This is a genomic window from Alteromonas gracilis, assembly GCF_043642145.1.
Classification (GTDB): Bacteria; Pseudomonadota; Gammaproteobacteria; order Enterobacterales; family Alteromonadaceae; genus Alteromonas; species Alteromonas gracilis_B.
In genome coordinates this window covers 56,692-74,477 of sequence record NZ_JBHZRZ010000010.1, presented here as the reverse complement: position 1 = coordinate 74,477, position 17,786 = coordinate 56,692, and the positions used below count along the sequence as shown (strand labels likewise).

At 44.3% G+C, this 17,786-nt stretch carries 16 protein-coding genes; 10 read left to right on the top strand and 6 right to left on the bottom strand.

The window, feature by feature from the left end:
- Positions 1-114 precede the first annotated feature (114 nt).
- From ACHUFN_RS16585 to ACHUFN_RS16575, 3 genes are all read left to right on the top strand, one after another.
- Entirely contained in the window at positions 115-519 is a 405-nt protein-coding gene (locus tag ACHUFN_RS16585) for a type 2 periplasmic-binding domain-containing protein (RefSeq protein ID WP_394223639.1), read from the top strand.
- Between the two features lie 36 nt (positions 520-555).
- Entirely contained in the window at positions 556-1,737 is a 1,182-nt protein-coding gene (locus ACHUFN_RS16580) for a topoisomerase IV (protein ID WP_394223637.1), read from the top strand.
- 140 nt (positions 1,738-1,877) lie between these two features.
- Positions 1,878-3,497, top strand: a complete 1,620-nt coding sequence (locus tag ACHUFN_RS16575) for a methyl-accepting chemotaxis protein (RefSeq protein WP_394223635.1) — start codon at positions 1,878-1,880, stop codon at positions 3,495-3,497.
- 187 nt (positions 3,498-3,684) lie between these two features.
- Here ACHUFN_RS16575 and rpoD read toward each other — a convergent pair whose 3' ends face one another.
- From rpoD to rpsU, 4 genes are all read right to left on the bottom strand, one after another.
- Positions 3,685-5,517, bottom strand: coding sequence for an RNA polymerase sigma factor RpoD (gene rpoD / locus ACHUFN_RS16570; protein WP_394223633.1), 1,833 nt, complete (start codon positions 5,515-5,517; stop codon positions 3,685-3,687).
- Between the two features lie 433 nt (positions 5,518-5,950).
- Positions 5,951-7,729 carry a DNA primase gene (dnaG, locus tag ACHUFN_RS16565; RefSeq protein ID WP_394223631.1) on the bottom strand — a complete coding sequence of 593 codons (1,779 nt, stop codon included), beginning with the start codon at positions 7,727-7,729 and terminating at the stop codon, positions 5,951-5,953.
- A gap of 194 nt (positions 7,730-7,923) precedes the next feature.
- Positions 7,924-8,370: a GatB/YqeY domain-containing protein gene (locus ACHUFN_RS16560; protein WP_394223629.1), complete on the bottom strand. Its 447-nt coding sequence runs from the start codon at positions 8,368-8,370 to the stop codon at positions 7,924-7,926.
- Positions 8,371-8,538: 168 nt separating this feature from the next.
- Positions 8,539-8,754 (bottom strand): 30S ribosomal protein S21, encoded by a 216-nt coding sequence (gene rpsU, locus ACHUFN_RS16555; RefSeq protein ID WP_012517258.1) that lies wholly within the window; start codon positions 8,752-8,754, stop codon positions 8,539-8,541.
- Positions 8,755-9,259: 505 nt separating this feature from the next.
- On the opposite strand from rpsU, the gene tsaD reads away from it, so the two are divergent.
- Positions 9,260-10,285 carry a tRNA (adenosine(37)-N6)-threonylcarbamoyltransferase complex transferase subunit TsaD gene (gene tsaD / locus ACHUFN_RS16550; protein ID WP_394223626.1) on the top strand — a complete coding sequence of 342 codons (1,026 nt, stop codon included), beginning with the start codon at positions 9,260-9,262 and terminating at the stop codon, positions 10,283-10,285.
- Positions 10,286-10,439: 154 nt separating this feature from the next.
- Positions 10,440-11,726: an alkaline phosphatase family protein gene (locus tag ACHUFN_RS16545; protein WP_394223624.1), complete on the top strand. Its 1,287-nt coding sequence runs from the start codon at positions 10,440-10,442 to the stop codon at positions 11,724-11,726.
- Here the strand turns inward: ACHUFN_RS16545 and plsY are convergent.
- On the bottom strand, positions 11,716-12,318 hold the full coding sequence (gene plsY / locus ACHUFN_RS16540; RefSeq protein WP_394223622.1) for a glycerol-3-phosphate 1-O-acyltransferase PlsY: 603 nt from the start codon (positions 12,316-12,318) through the stop codon (positions 11,716-11,718). The genes ACHUFN_RS16545 and plsY overlap by 11 nt on opposite strands.
- Positions 12,319-12,521: 203 nt before the next feature.
- Here plsY and folB point away from each other — a divergent pair, with 203 nt between their 5' ends.
- The 4 genes from folB to ACHUFN_RS16520 all read left to right on the top strand — a co-directional run bounded on the left by folB (position 12,522) and on the right by ACHUFN_RS16520 (position 14,689).
- On the top strand, positions 12,522-12,875 hold the full coding sequence (folB, locus tag ACHUFN_RS16535; RefSeq protein WP_394223741.1) for a dihydroneopterin aldolase: 354 nt from the start codon (positions 12,522-12,524) through the stop codon (positions 12,873-12,875).
- The gene (folK, locus tag ACHUFN_RS16530) at positions 12,875-13,369 is read left to right on the top strand and encodes a 2-amino-4-hydroxy-6-hydroxymethyldihydropteridine diphosphokinase (RefSeq protein ID WP_394223620.1); all 495 of its coding nucleotides are present in this window, start codon (positions 12,875-12,877) and stop codon (positions 13,367-13,369) included. Before folB ends, folK begins: the two co-directional genes overlap by 1 nt.
- Before the next feature lie 8 nt (positions 13,370-13,377).
- Positions 13,378-14,178, top strand: a complete 801-nt coding sequence (locus ACHUFN_RS16525) for an undecaprenyl-diphosphate phosphatase (protein WP_394223618.1) — start codon at positions 13,378-13,380, stop codon at positions 14,176-14,178.
- 139 nt (positions 14,179-14,317) lie between these two features.
- A complete protein-coding gene (locus ACHUFN_RS16520; RefSeq protein WP_394223616.1) occupies positions 14,318-14,689 on the top strand; it encodes a histidine triad nucleotide-binding protein in 372 nt (123 codons plus the stop codon).
- A 63-nt stretch (positions 14,690-14,752) separates the two neighbouring features.
- Here ACHUFN_RS16520 and ACHUFN_RS16515 read toward each other — a convergent pair whose 3' ends face one another.
- Positions 14,753-16,447, bottom strand: a complete 1,695-nt coding sequence (locus ACHUFN_RS16515; protein WP_394223614.1) for a dipeptidyl-peptidase 3 family protein — start codon at positions 16,445-16,447, stop codon at positions 14,753-14,755.
- Positions 16,448-16,885: 438 nt separating this feature from the next.
- Between ACHUFN_RS16515 and ACHUFN_RS16510 the strand changes: the two genes are divergently transcribed.
- The gene (locus ACHUFN_RS16510) at positions 16,886-17,722 is read left to right on the top strand and encodes an HDOD domain-containing protein (RefSeq protein WP_394223612.1); all 837 of its coding nucleotides are present in this window, start codon (positions 16,886-16,888) and stop codon (positions 17,720-17,722) included.
- Positions 17,723-17,786 lie beyond the last annotated feature (64 nt).

Below are 17,786 nucleotides of genomic sequence, written 5' to 3'. Positions count from 1 at the left end.
CAATTACATGTTTGTTCAAGACCGTTTAAATACTCCACTACCGATTTACTCGGTGAAAAAGAAGATTTCAATAAACGAAGAGCAAGCATTTCAATAGACTCTAGAGGACATACCATGAAGAAATGGATACTTGCAGCAGGTTTATGCTGTAACGTAGCTTTTGCCGATGTAGCCGTTATTGTTCATCCAAGTAACGCAGACTCTCTCGATAAAGATAGCATCAGCCGCCTATTTTTGAATAAGGCAAGAGCCTTCCCTGGCGGTACACAAGCAGAACCAATTGCTTTAGCGGAAGGCCAAGCAGCCACCGATGAGTTCAATGGGAAAGTATTAAACAAAACAGCAGCACAGCTTACTGCGTTTTGGTCAAAATTAGTTTTTACCGGTAAAGGTCAGCCACCAAAAGCGATGGGCAGCGACGCAGAAGTTTTATCTGCAGTGGCAGCCAACCCAAGCGCTATCGGATATGTTGATGCCGGTGCGGTAAACGACAGCGTGCGCGTTGTCGCTACTTTCTAACTTACCGCTCATACAAAAGAATTTAAAGGAACACGCATGAAAACCAAACTTGCTATCTTATCTATGGCTGGCCTGTTAGCTACTCCGGCAATGGCAGACATTCAAATTAACGGCTTTGCCAACCTTGTTGGTGGTATGACACTGGATGACGATGAGTCGTTATACGGTTATGACAGCGATTTCAATTTTGACCCAGCTAGCGTATTCGGACTACAAGTGCGTGGTGAAGTAAGTGATAAGCTTTCTGCCACCGCACAGGTAGTAGGACGTGGCAGAGACGATTACAGCGCTGATTTCGAGTGGGCTTATCTAACTTATATGGTCAATAACAACATTAGTGTAAGTGCTGGTCGTCTTCGTTTGCCATTATTTAAATATTCTGCCTCGTTAGATGTTGGCTATGCTTACCATTGGATCACACCGCCTAACGCAGTATATGGCATAGACTACAACAACCTAGACGGTGTTCGCATAGACTACCAAAACTTCGCGGGCGACTGGGAATACGGTGCACAGCTTACCGTGGGTCGAACAGAAGAAGAAACGGTAATTGGCGGGACACCTGCTGATCTTGAGGTAAAAAACATCGTTACATTATCAGTAGAGTTAACGCGCGACTGGTTTAGCGCTCGCTCGTTGGTAGGTACAGGAAAGGTGTCGGCCACTAATGATGATTTCGACAACTTTATTGATGGCTTTAGTCAGTTGAATGCTGTTGTAAACGGTGCTGCAAGAGCGGCAGACCAATTAAGCGTGAATGAAGACTCTGGCTCATTTTTCGAAATAGCCATGGATGTTGATAAATACGATTGGTTTGTCGGTGCAGAGTATACTCGTGTAGAAGTTGAAGACTCGATTATTGCAACTAACGATGCGTGGTACGTAACCGCTGGCATGCGTTTTGGTAAATTTACTCCACATATCACATATGAAGTTGAAGAGGGTGATATCAGCGATAGAGTTGGTTATCTTTCTGGCCTTCCATCTACTATTGATTCTGGAAGTGCTGCAATAGATGGAACTTGGGCTACCGTGTTACAGACTGCGCAAGGTCTAGTGGCTCAGCAGAAGAATGAGGTATCGGCAGTAACGCTAGGTCTGCGTTACGATCTTGAGCCTGGCTTCGCTCTTAAGACCGATGTAACTTGGTTCTCTGACGATTTGAACGACCTAAATGATGCGACGTTACTTCGCGTAGCGGCTAACTATACGTTCTAAGAAAAATGGTTGGTCTCTCTGCTTAGAGAGACCAACTCACTAAAGAATTTATTTATTTGGCAGATATATACTGGAAAGGGTTTAGATTTACGATAATCTATAGTTGTAAAACCCAACAAATATAAACAGTGGGATAGCTGATGAATTTTTTAAAAAAAATGCCAATTGCGACTAAAATTTTTCTCATACCGGGTATAGCGGCGCTAAGCTTTATCGTCTATTTGCTTATTACTGTTTATACAGCGTTAAATAATGGCGCTACATTAGAGAAAGTTCAGAAAGTCCAATTTCCAGCATTACAGCTATCTGCTTCTACGTTAGTGGAAATGCAAAAAGTACGCGACACACTGTCTAGTGCCGTGACCACTGGCGATCAAGATACGCTAGCTGTAGCGCAAGACCTTGCTGAGGGTGCAAAGAGCGGTCTTAATCAAATTGCTTCTATAAGCCCAGAATTCCGTTCTGAAATATCACGAATTTCATCGGGTTTTGACGACTATTTCGATGTTGCTTTTGATGTTTCAAAGTCAATGGTTAATGGTACGGCTGATTTCAGTCGCTTAGGTGAATTGTCTGCGCGAATGAATCAATCTTATGATGGGGTTATTGCGGCCATGTCTCAGTTCAGAGACGCGCAGCAAGCGGCATTCGAGAAAGCATTCGAAAACACAGACAGTGCAAACAATTCACTTATAAGTACCGGCGTTATACTGGCAATTGTTGTCACCGTTTTACTCTTCGCTACCGCCGTGCCAATTGTTCGCGGTATCAAGCAAAGCATTGATGATGTAGTACGTTCGCTTAAAGACATTGCGCAAGAAAATGGCGACCTGACAGTGCGCATTGAAACTAAAAGCGAAGATGAGATTGGCGAGTTAGTTTACTGGTTCAACCAATTTATGGACAAGCTTCAAGGCGTAGTACGCGATGTAGTAGAAGCGAGTTTACCGCTTTCAAACTTGGCCCAAAACCTACGTGGTGTTACAGAAGAGACGCAACGTACTATTGATGTGCAGCAGAAATCTGCAACTAACGCCAAGCGCGCAGTAGACACTATGAGTGGTTCAGTTGACGGTGTTGCACACAGCGCTGCACAAGCTGCCAACGATGCTAATGAAGCTACTACGGCTGCTGGCGAAGGCCGACAAATCGTTCAACAAACGGTTACTAGTATTCAACAACTTGCTGAAAACGTACGCGAGACCGCTGATGTTATAGCACGTCTTGAATCAGACTCTAACAAAGTGGGGTCAGTTCTAGACGTTATTAAGGGCATTGCAGAGCAAACTAACTTGCTGGCGCTTAACGCCGCCATTGAAGCTGCAAGGGCGGGTGAGCAAGGTCGTGGCTTTGCGGTTGTAGCAGACGAAGTAAGAACGCTAGCATCGCGCACGCAGCAATCTACAGAAGAAATACAAAGCACTATCGAGCAGCTACAAAACGCTGCGCACTCTGCGGTAGAAGTGATGGCACGTGGTACTGAACAGGCTTCGAGCAGTGTGGAAACCGCGAATAAAGCAGGTAGCAGCCTAGAGACTATCACCAGTACGATAGGGCGCATTAATCAAATGAACGAGCAAATTGCTCACAATACGGAAGATCAACGCTCTGTTGCGGTAGACATTGTTCGACATGTAGATGAAATTCACGAGCGCACCGAGCAAACAGCAAGTCGTTCAGGTGAGCTTGGTACAATGTGTAATGAACTTGCCGACCTAGCACAGCACTTAGAATCAATTGCTAAACAGTTTAGGGTGTAACTGGTAACGTTCATTCATTCTAAGTTGTAATGGAATACTGAGCCTCCGCAAGGGGGCTTTTTTGTATGCGCCGATTACGTAAAAGCTACTGTTAGTGGCGCTAGGTAAAACAGAATTTGGATAAAACGAAGACATAAAAAAATCCCCAGCAGAGCTGGGGATTTTTAATATCAGTGTTGCCTTACCACTATTCGTCTAAGAAGCTGCGTAGCTGCTCAGAACGGCTAGGGTGGCGAAGCTTGCGAAGTGCTTTTGCTTCAATCTGACGAATACGCTCACGGGTTACGTCAAACTGCTTACCTACTTCTTCAAGCGTGTGGTCGGTATTCATGTCGATACCAAAACGCATGCGAAGTACTTTCGCTTCACGGGCTGTTAGGCCTGCTAGCACTTCTTGCGTTGCGTCTTTTAAGCTACCGCCTGTTGCTGAATCGAGGGGCTGAATAATGGTGCTGTCCTCGATAAAGTCGCCAAGATGTGAATCTTCATCATCACCGATAGGAGTTTCCATCGAGATTGGCTCTTTAGCAATTTTAAGTACCTTACGAATTTTATCTTCAGGCATTAGCATGCGCTCTGACAATTCTTCAGGTGTAGGCTCACGACCCATTTCCTGAAGCATTTGACGAGAGATACGGTTAAGCTTGTTAATCGTCTCAATCATGTGAACAGGGATACGAATGGTACGCGCCTGGTCAGCGATTGAACGAGTAATTGCCTGACGAATCCACCACGTCGCATAAGTTGAGAACTTATAACCACGACGGTATTCGAACTTATCAACCGCCTTCATTAGACCAATGTTACCTTCTTGAATAAGGTCAAGGAATTGAAGACCACGGTTGGTGTACTTCTTCGCAATTGAGATAACAAGACGCAGGTTAGCTTCAACCATTTCTTTTTTCGCACGGCGTGCTTTTGCTTCACCGATAGACATGCGACGGTTGATGTCTTTAATATCTGCGATAACCAGGCCAGTTTCCTGCTCAACCTGATTCATCTTGCTAATGCAGCGTTCAATTTCTTCTTGGTTAACAGCAAGTTCAGCGGCGTAAGGCGCACCTGATTTAACTGCATCGTGCAGCCACGCGCTCGATGTTTCGTTACCAGCAAACGCTTTGATAAAGTCTTTCTTTGGCATCTTCGCGTTAACAACGCAGAACTTCATCACAAGACGTTCTTGAATTCGCACCTTGTCCATCATTTCGCGCATGTTCTTAACCATGCGATCGAATTGTTTTGGCACTAAGCGGAATTCTTTAAACACGTCGCTCAAAGCGTTAATTTGTGCGCGAGAGTCGGCGTGAGCACGGCCTTTCTTCTCAATCACTTCACGAGTTTTGAGATACTGTTCACGAAGTTCTGCAAAACGTTCGCGGGCTAGCTCTGGGTCTACACCGCTATCGTCTTCGTCGCTATCGTCATCATCTTCGTCGTCATCTTCATCATCTAATTCTTCTTCAGACAATTCAGAGCCGACGTGGGTAGCTGTTGGAGCAAGATCTTGCTCATCGTTAGGATCAACAAAACCAGAGATGATGTCGCTTAAGCGAATCTCTTCTGCTTCGTATAGATCCCACTGGTCCAATAGATAAGTGATTGCTTCTGGATATTCTGCAACTGAACACTGTACCTGGTTGATACCATCTTCAATTCGCTTAGCGATTTCAATTTCGCCTTCACGAGTAAGAAGTTCAACGGTACCCATTTCACGCATGTACATGCGAACAGGGTCAGTCGTGCGGCCAATTTCACTTTCTACAGTTGCAAGTGCTTGAGCTGCTGCTTCTGCAGCATCTTCATCAGCATTCGCTTCTTGCATGAGAAGTTCGTCTGCATCAGGAGCTGATTCAGAAACTTGAATTCCCATGTCGTTAATCATGCGGATTATGTCTTCGATTTGATCAGAATCGACAATATCTTGCGGCAGGTGGTCGTTTACTTCTGCAAAGGTTAAGTAACCTTGCTCTTTACCTTTTGCAATCAGGAGTTTAATCTGAGACTGCTTGCTTTGCGCCATATAACCTACACTTCTCACATTCAATTAGTTTGCAATAGAAAAGACAACATACGTATAGGTATGTTCCCTGTTCTGCTGTAGTACTGCTTTTGTATCAAGGCCGTTAATGCTCGATGCCACGCTGGTTTAAACCATTATGTTGCGATGCACATCTGCTCGGGTTCGGTTCTGCCCGTTATATTCGGCTATATCTTTGCTACTCGTGCTGCTGCAAATTTGTTCACTTAAACATGAACATTGCACTTATATCTATGCTTGCAGCGAATTAGCCAGTATAGCAGATCAAGCGGTGGTTTTACCAGATTGATGGCCGATTTTTTAGCCAGTAATATTTACAAAGGCAAACTCAAGAAACGAGTAAGGCCTTTGGGTAGCAACTACGTTAGAACAGATTAACCTTTTGGTCAGAAATTTAATATTCTGACACGCAAGGTTAACTTTTCTGCCTTTCCCTCATAAGCAGGTTCAGTTCCTGTTTTTCCGCTTGGGTAAGCGGCTGAACCCGAGAGCGTGAAATTAAGGTTTCAATGCGGCTATCGAAATGCCCGTCCAGTAAGCGAGCGAAGCTGTCGTTATAAACCCGTTCAGCATCCTCGTCTTTAACTAAGTGTTCTTGTAACAATAATTTCGCGATAGTAGATGAATGGGGATGGTCGCGGAAATTTTCAACAAGTTGCGCGGTTTTTGCCTGAGGATTGCCCACACAATAGCGATGAACATCTCGCAGTAAGTCCATACCAGCAGCATTGCTTCCTGCAAAAATGTCAACTTGCACGTCTTCACACGTTGACGCAAGTTCTGGCTTATCAAGCAGTAAGCGTATCAGCATGCGAAGTGGTGATAGTTTTGGCTTATTTACTTGATTGCGATTCGGCGAATAAGCTTGCTTCGACCCCTGATTGGCTTTGGTAATATCTTGTTGAAGCTTAAACCGGTCAAATTCGCCGGTGTGTTTAGCCAGCTCTTCCAAAAGCATTTGTTTCTGGTCTTCACCCAAGGTACTTTCAATTAGCGGCATCGCCGCTTTTTTAAGGGCAATTTTGCCCTCTGGTGTACCCACATTGTGCGTTTTTAACAGGTTTTCAAAGAAGAAACGGGAAAGGGGCATGGCGTCATCAAGCATTCCCATGAACGCATCTTTACCCACCTGACGCACCATGGTATCTGGGTCTTCGCCGTCGGGTAAAAATAGAAACGATAGACGCACCCCGTCTTTTAGCGCGGGTAATGCATTTTCTAACGCACGCCATGCAGCTTCACGACCGGCTCTGTCACCGTCGTAGCAACAAACAATGTGTGATATTGCACGAACCAGCATTTGAATGTGTTCAGGCGTCGTTGCCGTGCCCAGCGCTGCTGTAGCAATATTAATGTCGAATTGACTTAGCGCCACAACATCCATGTAGCCTTCCACTACCACCACGGTATCTAAACTACGGTTCATCTGGCGCACAGAGTGAAAACCGAATAGCTCACTACCTTTGTGGAAAATACGGGTTTCTGGCGAGTTTAAATATTTAGGGCCGCCGTCATCAAGTACACGACCCCCAAAGCCAACAACACGACCACGTTTGTCGCGAATAGGAAACATGATGCGGTCGCGGAAAAAGTCGTAGGTACGTCCTTGGTCGTTTTTATTAACAAGTTTCAAATCGACCAGCTGTTTGATGCGCTGGGGGTCTTTACCGAAAGTGTTTAATAGGGCGTCCCAGCTGTCGGGCGCGTAGCCTATTTCCCACTGCTTTACTATGTCGCCACTGAGCCCGCGATTTTTCAAATAATCGATGGCTTTCTTACTATTACCATTTTGGCGTAACTGATGCTGGAAAAAGCGAGCAACTTGCTCCATTACAGCATAGTCGTCTTGCTGTTGCTGCTTTTTCTCTTCGCTCATGGCAGGGCGACTGCCTTTTTCACGAGGCACTTCTAGCCCGTGATAGCGCGCCAACTCTTCAATGGCCTCAACAAACTCTAAACGGTCAAATTCCATGATAAACGAGATGGCGTTGCCGTGAGCGCCGCAGCCGAAACAGTGATAAAACTGTTTATCTTGGCTCACAGTGAAGGAAGGCGTTTTCTCGTTATGGAAAGGACAGCACGCTTGATAGTTTTTGCCTGCTTTTTTAAGTTTTACTCGGCTATCGACTACTTCTACCACATCGGTGCGTGATAATAAGTCATCTATAAAATCGCGAGGTATTTTTCCAGCCATGAGGTTTTTTCAAAAAAAGGTACGTAAGCGTGCGCTGTAATTGTCGCGTCAAACGACAAATCACAACATGATTAAAACAGTGAAGTACTGTAACAGCGAAGACTAAAAATGAGAATAACGAAGGCGCGGCAAATGCGCACCTTCGCTTTGCTTACACTTTGTAGTGCGAAGTCACTTATACAGCGTATTTTATTTTAGGCGTTTAAGCGCGCTTTAATTTTTGCACTTAAAGCGCCCATGTCGGTGCGGCCTTGCACTTGAGGCTTTAATGCGCCCATCACTTTACCCATATCTTGCATGCCCGATGCACCTGTAGCTGCCATCGTTTCATCGATAAGTGCATTTAGCTCGTCGTCAGTCAAAGGCTGCGGTAGGAAGTCTTCAATATACGTAATTTCTTCACGTTCTTTGCTAGCTAGGTCGTCGCGGTTTGCTGCGTCGTACTGCGCCGCTGCATCCTGACGCTGCTTAACCATTTTGGTTAAAACCGCTAAAATTGCGCTATCGTCTAGCGTAATTTGTTCATCGATTTCTTTTTGCTTGATGGCAGCCATTGCCATACGAATAGTACCAAGACGTACTTTTTCTTTTGCGCGCATCGCATCTTTTTGCGCTGCTTTCAAATCATCAATTAGTGCCATGATGCTTCCTGATTTTTATTAGTAAATGGGCCCAGGTTGAAAATCAAATGCAACCATTTGAAAAGGAAAAAATGGAGTCGTTAAAATCAAGGCCAAAAAAGTAGAGGCCCAGAAACGCGAAAGGTGCTGCAATTGCAACACCTTTCAGACTCGTTACTTAACCCTATATTAGTAGAGTTTTACGCGACGTGCGTTTTCACGAGCTAGCTTCTTAAGATGACGCTTCTTAGCGGCAGCTTTCTTGCGCTTGCGTTCCCAAGTTGGCTTTTCGAAGAATTCACGACGACGAACTTCAGAAAGAACACCTGCTTTTTCACAAGAACGCTTAAAACGACGCAGCGCCACATCAAACGGCTCGTTTTCTCTAACTTTAACGATAGGCATTAAACACTCACCTCAAAACTTTTACTGTGTAAATCCGGGTAAAATTGTGCGCTAAAAAGGCCACCCGGGTTAAAAATGGTGCGAAATTCTAATCATATCTACAGAGAAAGTAAAGGATGAATTGCCAAAAAATAGCCAATATTGTGCATTTACCGTTCATTTACCTGTTCACTGGCATTCCATGAATGCAGGATTAAAGGTAAACTCTGCGCTCGTTAAGCATCGTGTAGTTTAACTCGGCTCATACAAGCGCCCTTATCAGAACGTTTCCTGAATGATTTACTCTTTTGATGTAGATAGAGATCAAAAGTGCAAAATCGGATGATCCTGTTTAGGGTAGTGTTATGATCGCGGCAAGATCATAAAGATGATCGCCACAGATCGCCAGAATTATTTACTCAGTTTTTGGTATTGCGACCTTCACAGCTGCGCATCGCGCTGTAAACCGTGTAATACGCATTCAAAAGCTAGGCACAGCAGTTAGTAGTAAAAAGGGTAGCTCCCCATGAGAATTTTAGGAATTGAAACATCTTGTGACGAGACCGGCATCGCAGTTTACGACGATGAAAAAGGTCTGTTGTCGCACGAACTTTACAGCCAAGTTAAGCTTCACGCCGATTATGGCGGCGTTGTACCTGAGCTTGCTTCACGAGATCATGTTAGAAAGATCATTCCTTTAATCGAAAAAGCAATGGAAGATGCTAATACGCAGCCGTCTGAAATTGACGGGGTTGCCTTTACGCAAGGCCCAGGTCTGGTTGGTGCACTTCTTGTAGGTTCATCAGTAGGACGCTCGTTAGCGTACGCATGGAATGTTCCGGCGGTAGGTGTGCATCATATGGAAGGGCACCTGCTAGCGCCAATGCTTGAAGCACACGCGCCTGAGTTTCCTTTTGTCGCGTTATTGGTGTCTGGCGGCCATTCAATGCTAGTAAAAGTTGAAGGTATTGGACAGTACGAAGTACTTGGTGAGTCAATTGATGACGCAGCGGGTGAAGCGTTCGATAAAACCGCTAAACTGCTTGGCCTTGATTATCCAGGCGGCCCACTGTTGGCGAGGCTGGCTGAAAAGGGCGAAGCTGGGCATTACAAGTTTCCTCGCCCCATGACAGATAGACCTGGACTTGATTTTAGTTTTAGCGGCCTGAAAACATTCGCGGCCAACACTATTCGCGACGCCGACTTAACAAGCAGCGATGCAGAGCAAACGAAAGCTAACATTGCCTATGCGTTTCAAGAGGCGGTGGTTGATACGCTTATTATTAAATGTAAGCGCGCTTTAAAACAAACTGGCATGAAGCGTTTGGTCATTGCTGGCGGGGTAAGTGCGAACACAATGCTGCGAAGCCAGATGAAAGCCCTGATGCAAGAATTAAAAGGCGAGGTGTTTTACCCTAGCTTGGCTTATTGTACCGACAACGGAGCGATGATTGCCTATGCAGGTATGCAGCGTTTGAAAGCAGGGGAAACCTTAACCTTGTCTTCTCAAGCCAAACCTCGCTGGCCGCTTGATACGCTGTCGGCTATTTAACTTGCAGAATCTTATGTAAGTACAGCGCTTTATTTTATTTATAAAGATAAAAGGCAATGGAAGAATATTCCATTGCCTTTTGTTTTGATACCAAAGAACTAGGAAATTAAAAAGCATGCGAACAGATTCGCTAAAAACACAACGAAAGACGTCAATGAAACAATCAGCGTCAATAGTAAAGCTAGCTAGGTTTTTATTTTCTTCGTTTATATTGTTAATACTAACTACGTTTAAGCTATCTGCTGATGAGCAAATTCAGGCTAATGAAAACGGAAAGCCGTCAAACCGCGAACAGTATGTTGTGCTTATTTCTCTAGATGGCTTTCGCTATGACTACATTGAACTGCACAATGCAAAGCAAATAGGCGCTATCGCTAAGCAAGGCGTTAGAGCATCGTCAATGACGCCAGTTTATCCGTCTAACACCTTTCCCAATCATATCTCGTTAATTACGGGGTTATTGCCTAAAAACCACGGCATTGTTAACAATCGTTTTTACGATAAATCGCGTCTTACAAAAGAGGGCTATGCACATTACCAACTAGGGTATGGCCGTATGGATAGCACGTGGATAACCGCAACGCCGTTGTGGAACTTGGTAGAATATCACGGTATGAAAGCAGCCACGTTTTTTTGGCCTGAATCCGATGCGCGCATTTCAGGTTCACTTCCCAGCTATTTTTACCCATATTCTAAGTATGCCGATTATCAGCAGCGTATCGATCAAATTGTAAATTGGCTGAAGCTACCCGAGGTTGCACGCCCACGTTTTATTGCGGGCTACTTTTCATTAATTGATACTATTGGGCATGATGAAGGGCCATTTGCCGACAAAACTAATGACGCAGTACAAGAAATCGATGCACTTATAGGTCAGCTTTATAAACGCATTCAAGCGTTAGACTTGCCAGTGAACTTAGTGATTGTCTCTGACCATGGAATGACGCCCGTCGGAAAGAGTCAACTGATAACGGTGGAATCTCTTTCTATTCCAGATAGCTTTATTATAGAAAACGAAGGGGCTCAAATTCACCTGTATGCAAAACCAAGCGTTGAAGATGAAGAGATTGACGATGAGATTGCGCGACTAAATACACTCGCGCAAAAGCGTTTTACCGTGCTTAATGACAAGCAACGCAGTGAACGCTCCATGGAGTTGGGGAATAGAACAGGCGACATCATTATTGAAATTGCACCACCAGCACGCTTTATTAGCGCTAACAGTATGCACATTAGCAAAGGTGGGCATGGATATTTGAACACCTTACCCGACATGGGGGCGACGTTTGTAGCCATTGGCCCTGCGTTTAAAACACAAACAACGCTACCTTCTTTTAGCAATTTAGAAGTGTATCCTGCCCTTGCAAAAATTCTAGGATTAGCGCCTGTTACACCAATTGATGGTGAACTTGATGTGCTGGCAAAAGGCCTTACTCTTTAACTTTTCCTTTATCCCAAACCTTACTTTCATTGCCCGCCAAAAGTCGGGCAATGTTGTCTTTATGGCGCAGGATAATGAGCAGCGAAAGCATTGCTACTGGAACGGTATACAGCGGCTTTATAAGAAACGTAAATAATGGGGCAAGTGATACCGCAATGAGAGCGCCCAACGACGAGTAGCCCGTAAGAAATACCACTACCACCCAGCTAAGCACCAGTAGCCCAGCCAAGTCCAAACCAATAGGAAGCATTGCACCAAACGCGGTAGCCACGGCTTTTCCGCCTTGAAAACCGAAATAGAGTGGAAAAATGTGGCCCAAACACGCTGCAATGGCAATAATGCCCAGCATGATGGGGTCTATCCCAAGAAAAAAGCTGCCGTATACGGGAATGGTGCCTTTTAAAATATCCATAACCAAAACCAACAGCGCTGGTATGCGCCCGCCTAGACGATAAACATTGGTAGCACCGGGGTTCTTTGAACCAGCCGTTCTTGGGTCAGGCAATCCAAACAACTGGCTTATTACTACTGCACTTGATAAAGAGCCGAAGAGGTACGCAACAGCAATCATTAAAAGAGTTAACGAATTCATTTAGTCATACTTGTTATTAAAATTAAAAACCTTGGTTGCTCCCAGTTGTCATACAGCGGTATAGTTGTGCCACACAAGCGTAAAGCTACTCCATCCAAACGCGATATACCACCGTTTACCAGTAATATGTGGGTGAAAGCGCAGTAGTAAGACCAGTAAGGCAACAATAAACTGGTTGATAACAGTACAAGATGAAAAATTCCATGGGCAAAATTTATATAACAGGGCTTGAAGTTGACACCCTGATTGGTGTTTATGACTGGGAGCGAGTACAAACCACGCAACTGCTTCTTGATATAACACTAGATGTCGATTTACGAGCTGCAATGCAAAGTGACGATGTGGCTGACACGGTAGACTATGCCAAAGTGGCCGAGTGTATTGTAGAAGTAGGCAAAGTCAGCACATTTGAGCTATTAGAAGCATTTGGAAGCCGTGTGATGGACGTTGTGCTTGAAAACTTCGCGGTGGCATCGATTACCGTTAAAATTGTAAAACCTAATATTCTTCCCAATGCGAAAACCGTTGCTGTTGAAATGAGTAAAGAGCAGGTTTGATGTCTGAACACACTATTTTAATTAGCATTGGCTCAAACATTGAACGAGAGCATTATACTAGGCAGTCATTAATTGCGCTAAAACAGCAATTTACTGACGTAAGCGTATCATCTGTGTATGAAAGCGAAGCGGTAGGCTTTAATGGCAGCCCCTTTTACAATGCAGTAGCACGAGCTAAAACGTCTAAAAGCATTGAAGAAGTTTGCGCAGTGCTTAAAGCAATTGAAAAAGACAATGGTAGGGTGCACACCGATAAAAAATTCTGCGCTAGAACGCTTGATCTCGATCTGCTTACCTATGATAGTAAGATAACGACATCTCCTGTAGTACTGCCTCGCGAAGAGATTTGCTACAACGCGTTTGTGCTTTGGCCGCTAGCCGAACTTGTTCCAAACGATATTCATCCTGAAACACAAGAAACCTATGCCCATATGTGGCAAACATTCGATAAACAAAAACAGCAATTATGGCCTATTGACTTTACTTGGAGTTAAGCAAAGGAATGACACTTTTCGAAATTATTATTTTAGCCATTATTCAAGGCGTGACGGAATTTCTCCCTATTAGTAGTTCTGGACATCTACTGCTTCCTGCAGAGCTTTTAGGCTGGGTAAGCCAGGGGTTAGCTTTCGATGTTGCCGTGCATGTAGGAAGCCTACTCGCCGTTATGATTTATTTTCGCCAAGAAATTGGTCAAATGACGGTGGCGTGGGTAACGCAAGGGTTTAGCAAAGAGCAATCCACAGACAGCAAGCTGGCGTGGTACGTAATTGTAGCAACTATTCCCGCGGTTATTATCGGCTTTTTAATGAAGGGCTGGATTGAGGAAAATGCCCGTACTGCATTGGTGATTGCAGGCACCACTATTATTTTTGGCTTATTGTTGTGGTATGCCGATGCCACGGCGAAACGTGAGCAAGAACTTGAGGGATTAACGTTAAAACAATCTATTTATATTGGTTTAGCACAGGTACTGGCATTAATTCCTGGCACGTCCCGTTCAGGTATCACCATGACCGCAGGGTTAATGTTAGGGCTTAAGCGCGAGGCGTGTGCGCGTTTTTCATTCTTGCTATCTATTCCAGTAATCTTAGGCGCAGGGCTTCTAGCGACCCTCGACTTACTAAAAGCAAACGAAGCCGTTGATTGGTATGCCTTGCTTTATGGTGCTGCTTTTTCTTTTGTTAGTGCTTACCTGTGTATTTACCTTTTCTTAAGCTGGATATCGCGTATTGGCATGCTACCGTTTGTTATATATCGCCTAATGTTAGGTGCAGTGTTGCTGTGGTTTGTATTTGCATAATCGCACAGCGACAAAGCTAGAAACAAAGGCTCGCGGTGTTATTGGGTTAAAAGGCAGTCATATGGGTAGTTGCGTTATTCAAGCTACCTGATGGGTTTAGAAAAAGATAGATAAACGTTTAATGGAAAGGGAGTGAAACATGGCAGAGACAATTTTTGACAAAATTATAAATAAAGATATTCCAGCAGACATCATTTATGAAGACGACTTAGCCCTGGCGTTTAAAGATATTAATCCTCAGGCACCTACTCACTTTCTCGTCATTCCGAAGAAGCAAATTGCAACGGTGAATGACATTACAGAGGAAGACCGTGAAGTGGTGGGGCACTTGTCTTTTGTTGCGGCTAAAATTGCCAAGGAGCAAGGGTTTGCCGACCAAGGTTTTCGTACGGTAATGAACTGCAACGAGTATGGTGGACAAACGGTGTACCACATTCATTTACATGTATTAGCGGGTAAGCCGCTAGGCTGGCCTCCGTATTCAGAAAATATGAAACAACACGTTGAATAGTGTTGAATTATATAAACCAAAAAGGCCGCTTTATGAAGCGGCCTTTTAAATAAGCATCAATAGTTAGTCAGAAAGCCCAAGCACTTTCTTGCCTTGGTTGAAATGAATATCTACTGGAATATTCGCCGCTTCTAAACGGGCCAAGTCTGAACCTAAGTCAGGTTTAATTACGCCCATGGTCTCAACTAGCTGAGCTACGCCGTCGTAATCGCCATCGCCTTGAAGCGTTAAGATTAGCTCAGACAGGGCTTCTACAGACTCGCCCATTTTTTCCATGTTCACGCGATACAAGCCGTCTTCTGTTTTTTCAAAAGCACCTTGCTGTGCAAAGAAGTTAAAGCGAATCATGTTTGCTTTACCGTGAGCAGAGCTAGCGCCAAAACGCACTGAGCGGAAGACACCTGCCATGAAAGTCACGTAGTAATCTTCTAGTGTACCTTGCGTAATTTCACCTTTTTCAAGAAGGCTTTGTACCATGTACAAACCAAGAATATCGGCTTTGCCTTCTTCAAGGGCTGATGCATGTTCTTTTAACGCACCACGCACGGTACCTGAACCATCTAAGGTGTTCTTAATTCCTAAACCATGCGCGACTTCGTGGAACATAGTGTTCGCGAAGAAAGCGTCGAAGGTAATGTGCTTGCGCTGTTCCGGCACAATTAACGTATCTGCAATAGGCACCAAAATAGTGTCAAATTTAGCGCGCATGGCGTTTTTAAGCTGCAGGCGACGCGTGCCTTTTTCTAGCTGCACACGCTCGTCATTGGGCAAGTTAATGGCAATGGTTTTACTACCCGCATTGGAATGCCCTGCGTAATAAATTACGTCATAGGCGTTAAGGTCGGCGTCAGACCCTGGCATTTCTGCTTTGTATGCTTCTGCAACCGGCAGGCCTTGTTGCAGTTCAGGCAGGAAGGCTGCGTACTTCGCAAGCTTTTCACTCCACGCTAGGTCTTTGATAAGCACATACGCTTCAAATGCCGCGCGGTAACCAAACAGCTGGTCTTCATAGGTTTCAATTGGCCCAATAACTAGCTCGATAGGGTTGGTTTTCATATCCATCCACGCCATATCAGATGCCAAATAATCATCTGATAACAACGCGGCAGAGCGCAACTGTAGATATTGCTTGAAGCTTTCATCTTCAGCTAATTCTGACGCTTCTTTCAAAATATCAGATGCTTTCATCAATTCGCTTTTGAAAGCTTCAGAATAAGGCACTGAATACAAATTGCCGGCTTCATCGCGTTTAACCATCGAGTAAAGACTTTTTTTACCAGCAAAATCCGCAGTAGCGAACGCTTCTTTTTCCATATCGTGAGGATAAAACTCAGCGCCTAATGGCTTGTCTTCGTAGCCGCTGATGAAGGGGGTATCGCCGTTTAAACGATCCCACGGACCGTAGTTGATTGAAGCAAAGTGTCGTACTTTCTCGTCACTAATTGAAGAAAGAAACGTATCCTTATCATCGAAAAATGCTTGCTTCCAAAACAAATCGTCCATGATTTTTGACGCATCAATCAACAGTGAAAGCATTTTATGTTGATTGTCACTAAGGTGAGACAAATCGCTGGTAAGGTCTACGCCGTGATAAATAGATAATCGCGACTCGTCGACTAACAGAGTTTGTGCTACATCGGTTTCGGGCTTTGCTGTTTGAGTTTGTGTGGTATCTGCACTTTTGCTACACGCTGTTAGCATAAGTAACCCTGCTACTGCCGCAGCTATGGGAGAGTATGTTGAAAGTGTTTTTTTCATAATTACGTTTTACCGTTTGGTTGACCGTATTTTTACAGTATATAGGGCGGTGTTTAGGTAGCTCACTATAGCTATGCTTTTGATTTAATACAAAAGTATGAGAGTTATTTGTTTAATATCAATAGTGCTTTGTTACCAATTGTCTATACTAAGTGAAAGCTCTAGAGGCTATGCTTTTGTAATCAATTCTCTTCGACGCTGTCTTTTTTAGTTGGTCGAAACTCTAGAGCTACTATAGTATGGTTATAGAAATTACATAAGAAAACAACAAACGTCCTGTATTTTTGCGTAACACTTGGTGGCTTATGCTTACAAAGCAGGGAATGCATCGCTCAATCAACGTCGGTTCTTGCTGTTTGGTGGTGGCTAGACACGATTAATTGGTAAAGCAACCTATTGCCTTTACTAGGCTATTTGGAACTTTCTAAGGGTAGAAAAATGTCAACACAGAACGCGCTTTCAACCATTTTGGTTGAAAAAATAAATAATGACACACTGGTCCTTCCTACGCTTCCAGCTATTGCATTGAAAGTCCGCAAAGCGGCAGATGATCCTGACATCAATCTAAGCGATATGGGAGATGTAGTAGGCCAAGATCCTTCGCTTAGCGCAAGAATGATTAAAATTGCCAACAGCGCTTACATGGGGCGTAGCGTAAAGGTTACATCTATCAGCCAAGCGGTAACTCGAATTGGTTTGCGTCAAATAAAAAATATTTCAACCGCACTAGCCATGGAACAATTATTTGTTTCGAAAAACGACGTGGTCGCACGCTACCTACAGCAAGAATGGGCAAAAACCGTGAACATCGTTGCGAGCTCTATGGCGGTACTTCAGCTTTATATCACACGTACAAAAAAACGTGAGTTGAGCATGGACACCATGACGCTAGCCGCACTAGTGCACAATATTGGTGTACTGCCTATTTTGACAGAGGCAGAGCGCCATCCAGAAGTCTTTGCAAACCCCTCTTTTTTAGATGTTGCCACAGACAAATTAGCAGGCCAAATTGGCGCGAGCATCATGACCCAGTGGAGTTTTGGTGACACCTTTGTGGATGTTGCAAAGCACTGGAAAGACCTTAGCTACATGCCTGAAGAGCTGCACTATATCGACTTTGTACGTGTGGGTGCCGCGGTTTCAGGGGCTGTCGATAACCAAAAAGATGCCATTTTAAACTTAGCGTTTCAGCGTGGTGTGGTAGAAGACATGGGCGAGCTTCACTCTGATGAATTTGAAGAGTTGGCAGGTGCCGCGAAACAAATCTTCTTGTAATTGACCCACTTTGAAAAAAGCAAAAACTTTTAAAAAGGCCGATAATACTATTATCGGCCTTTTT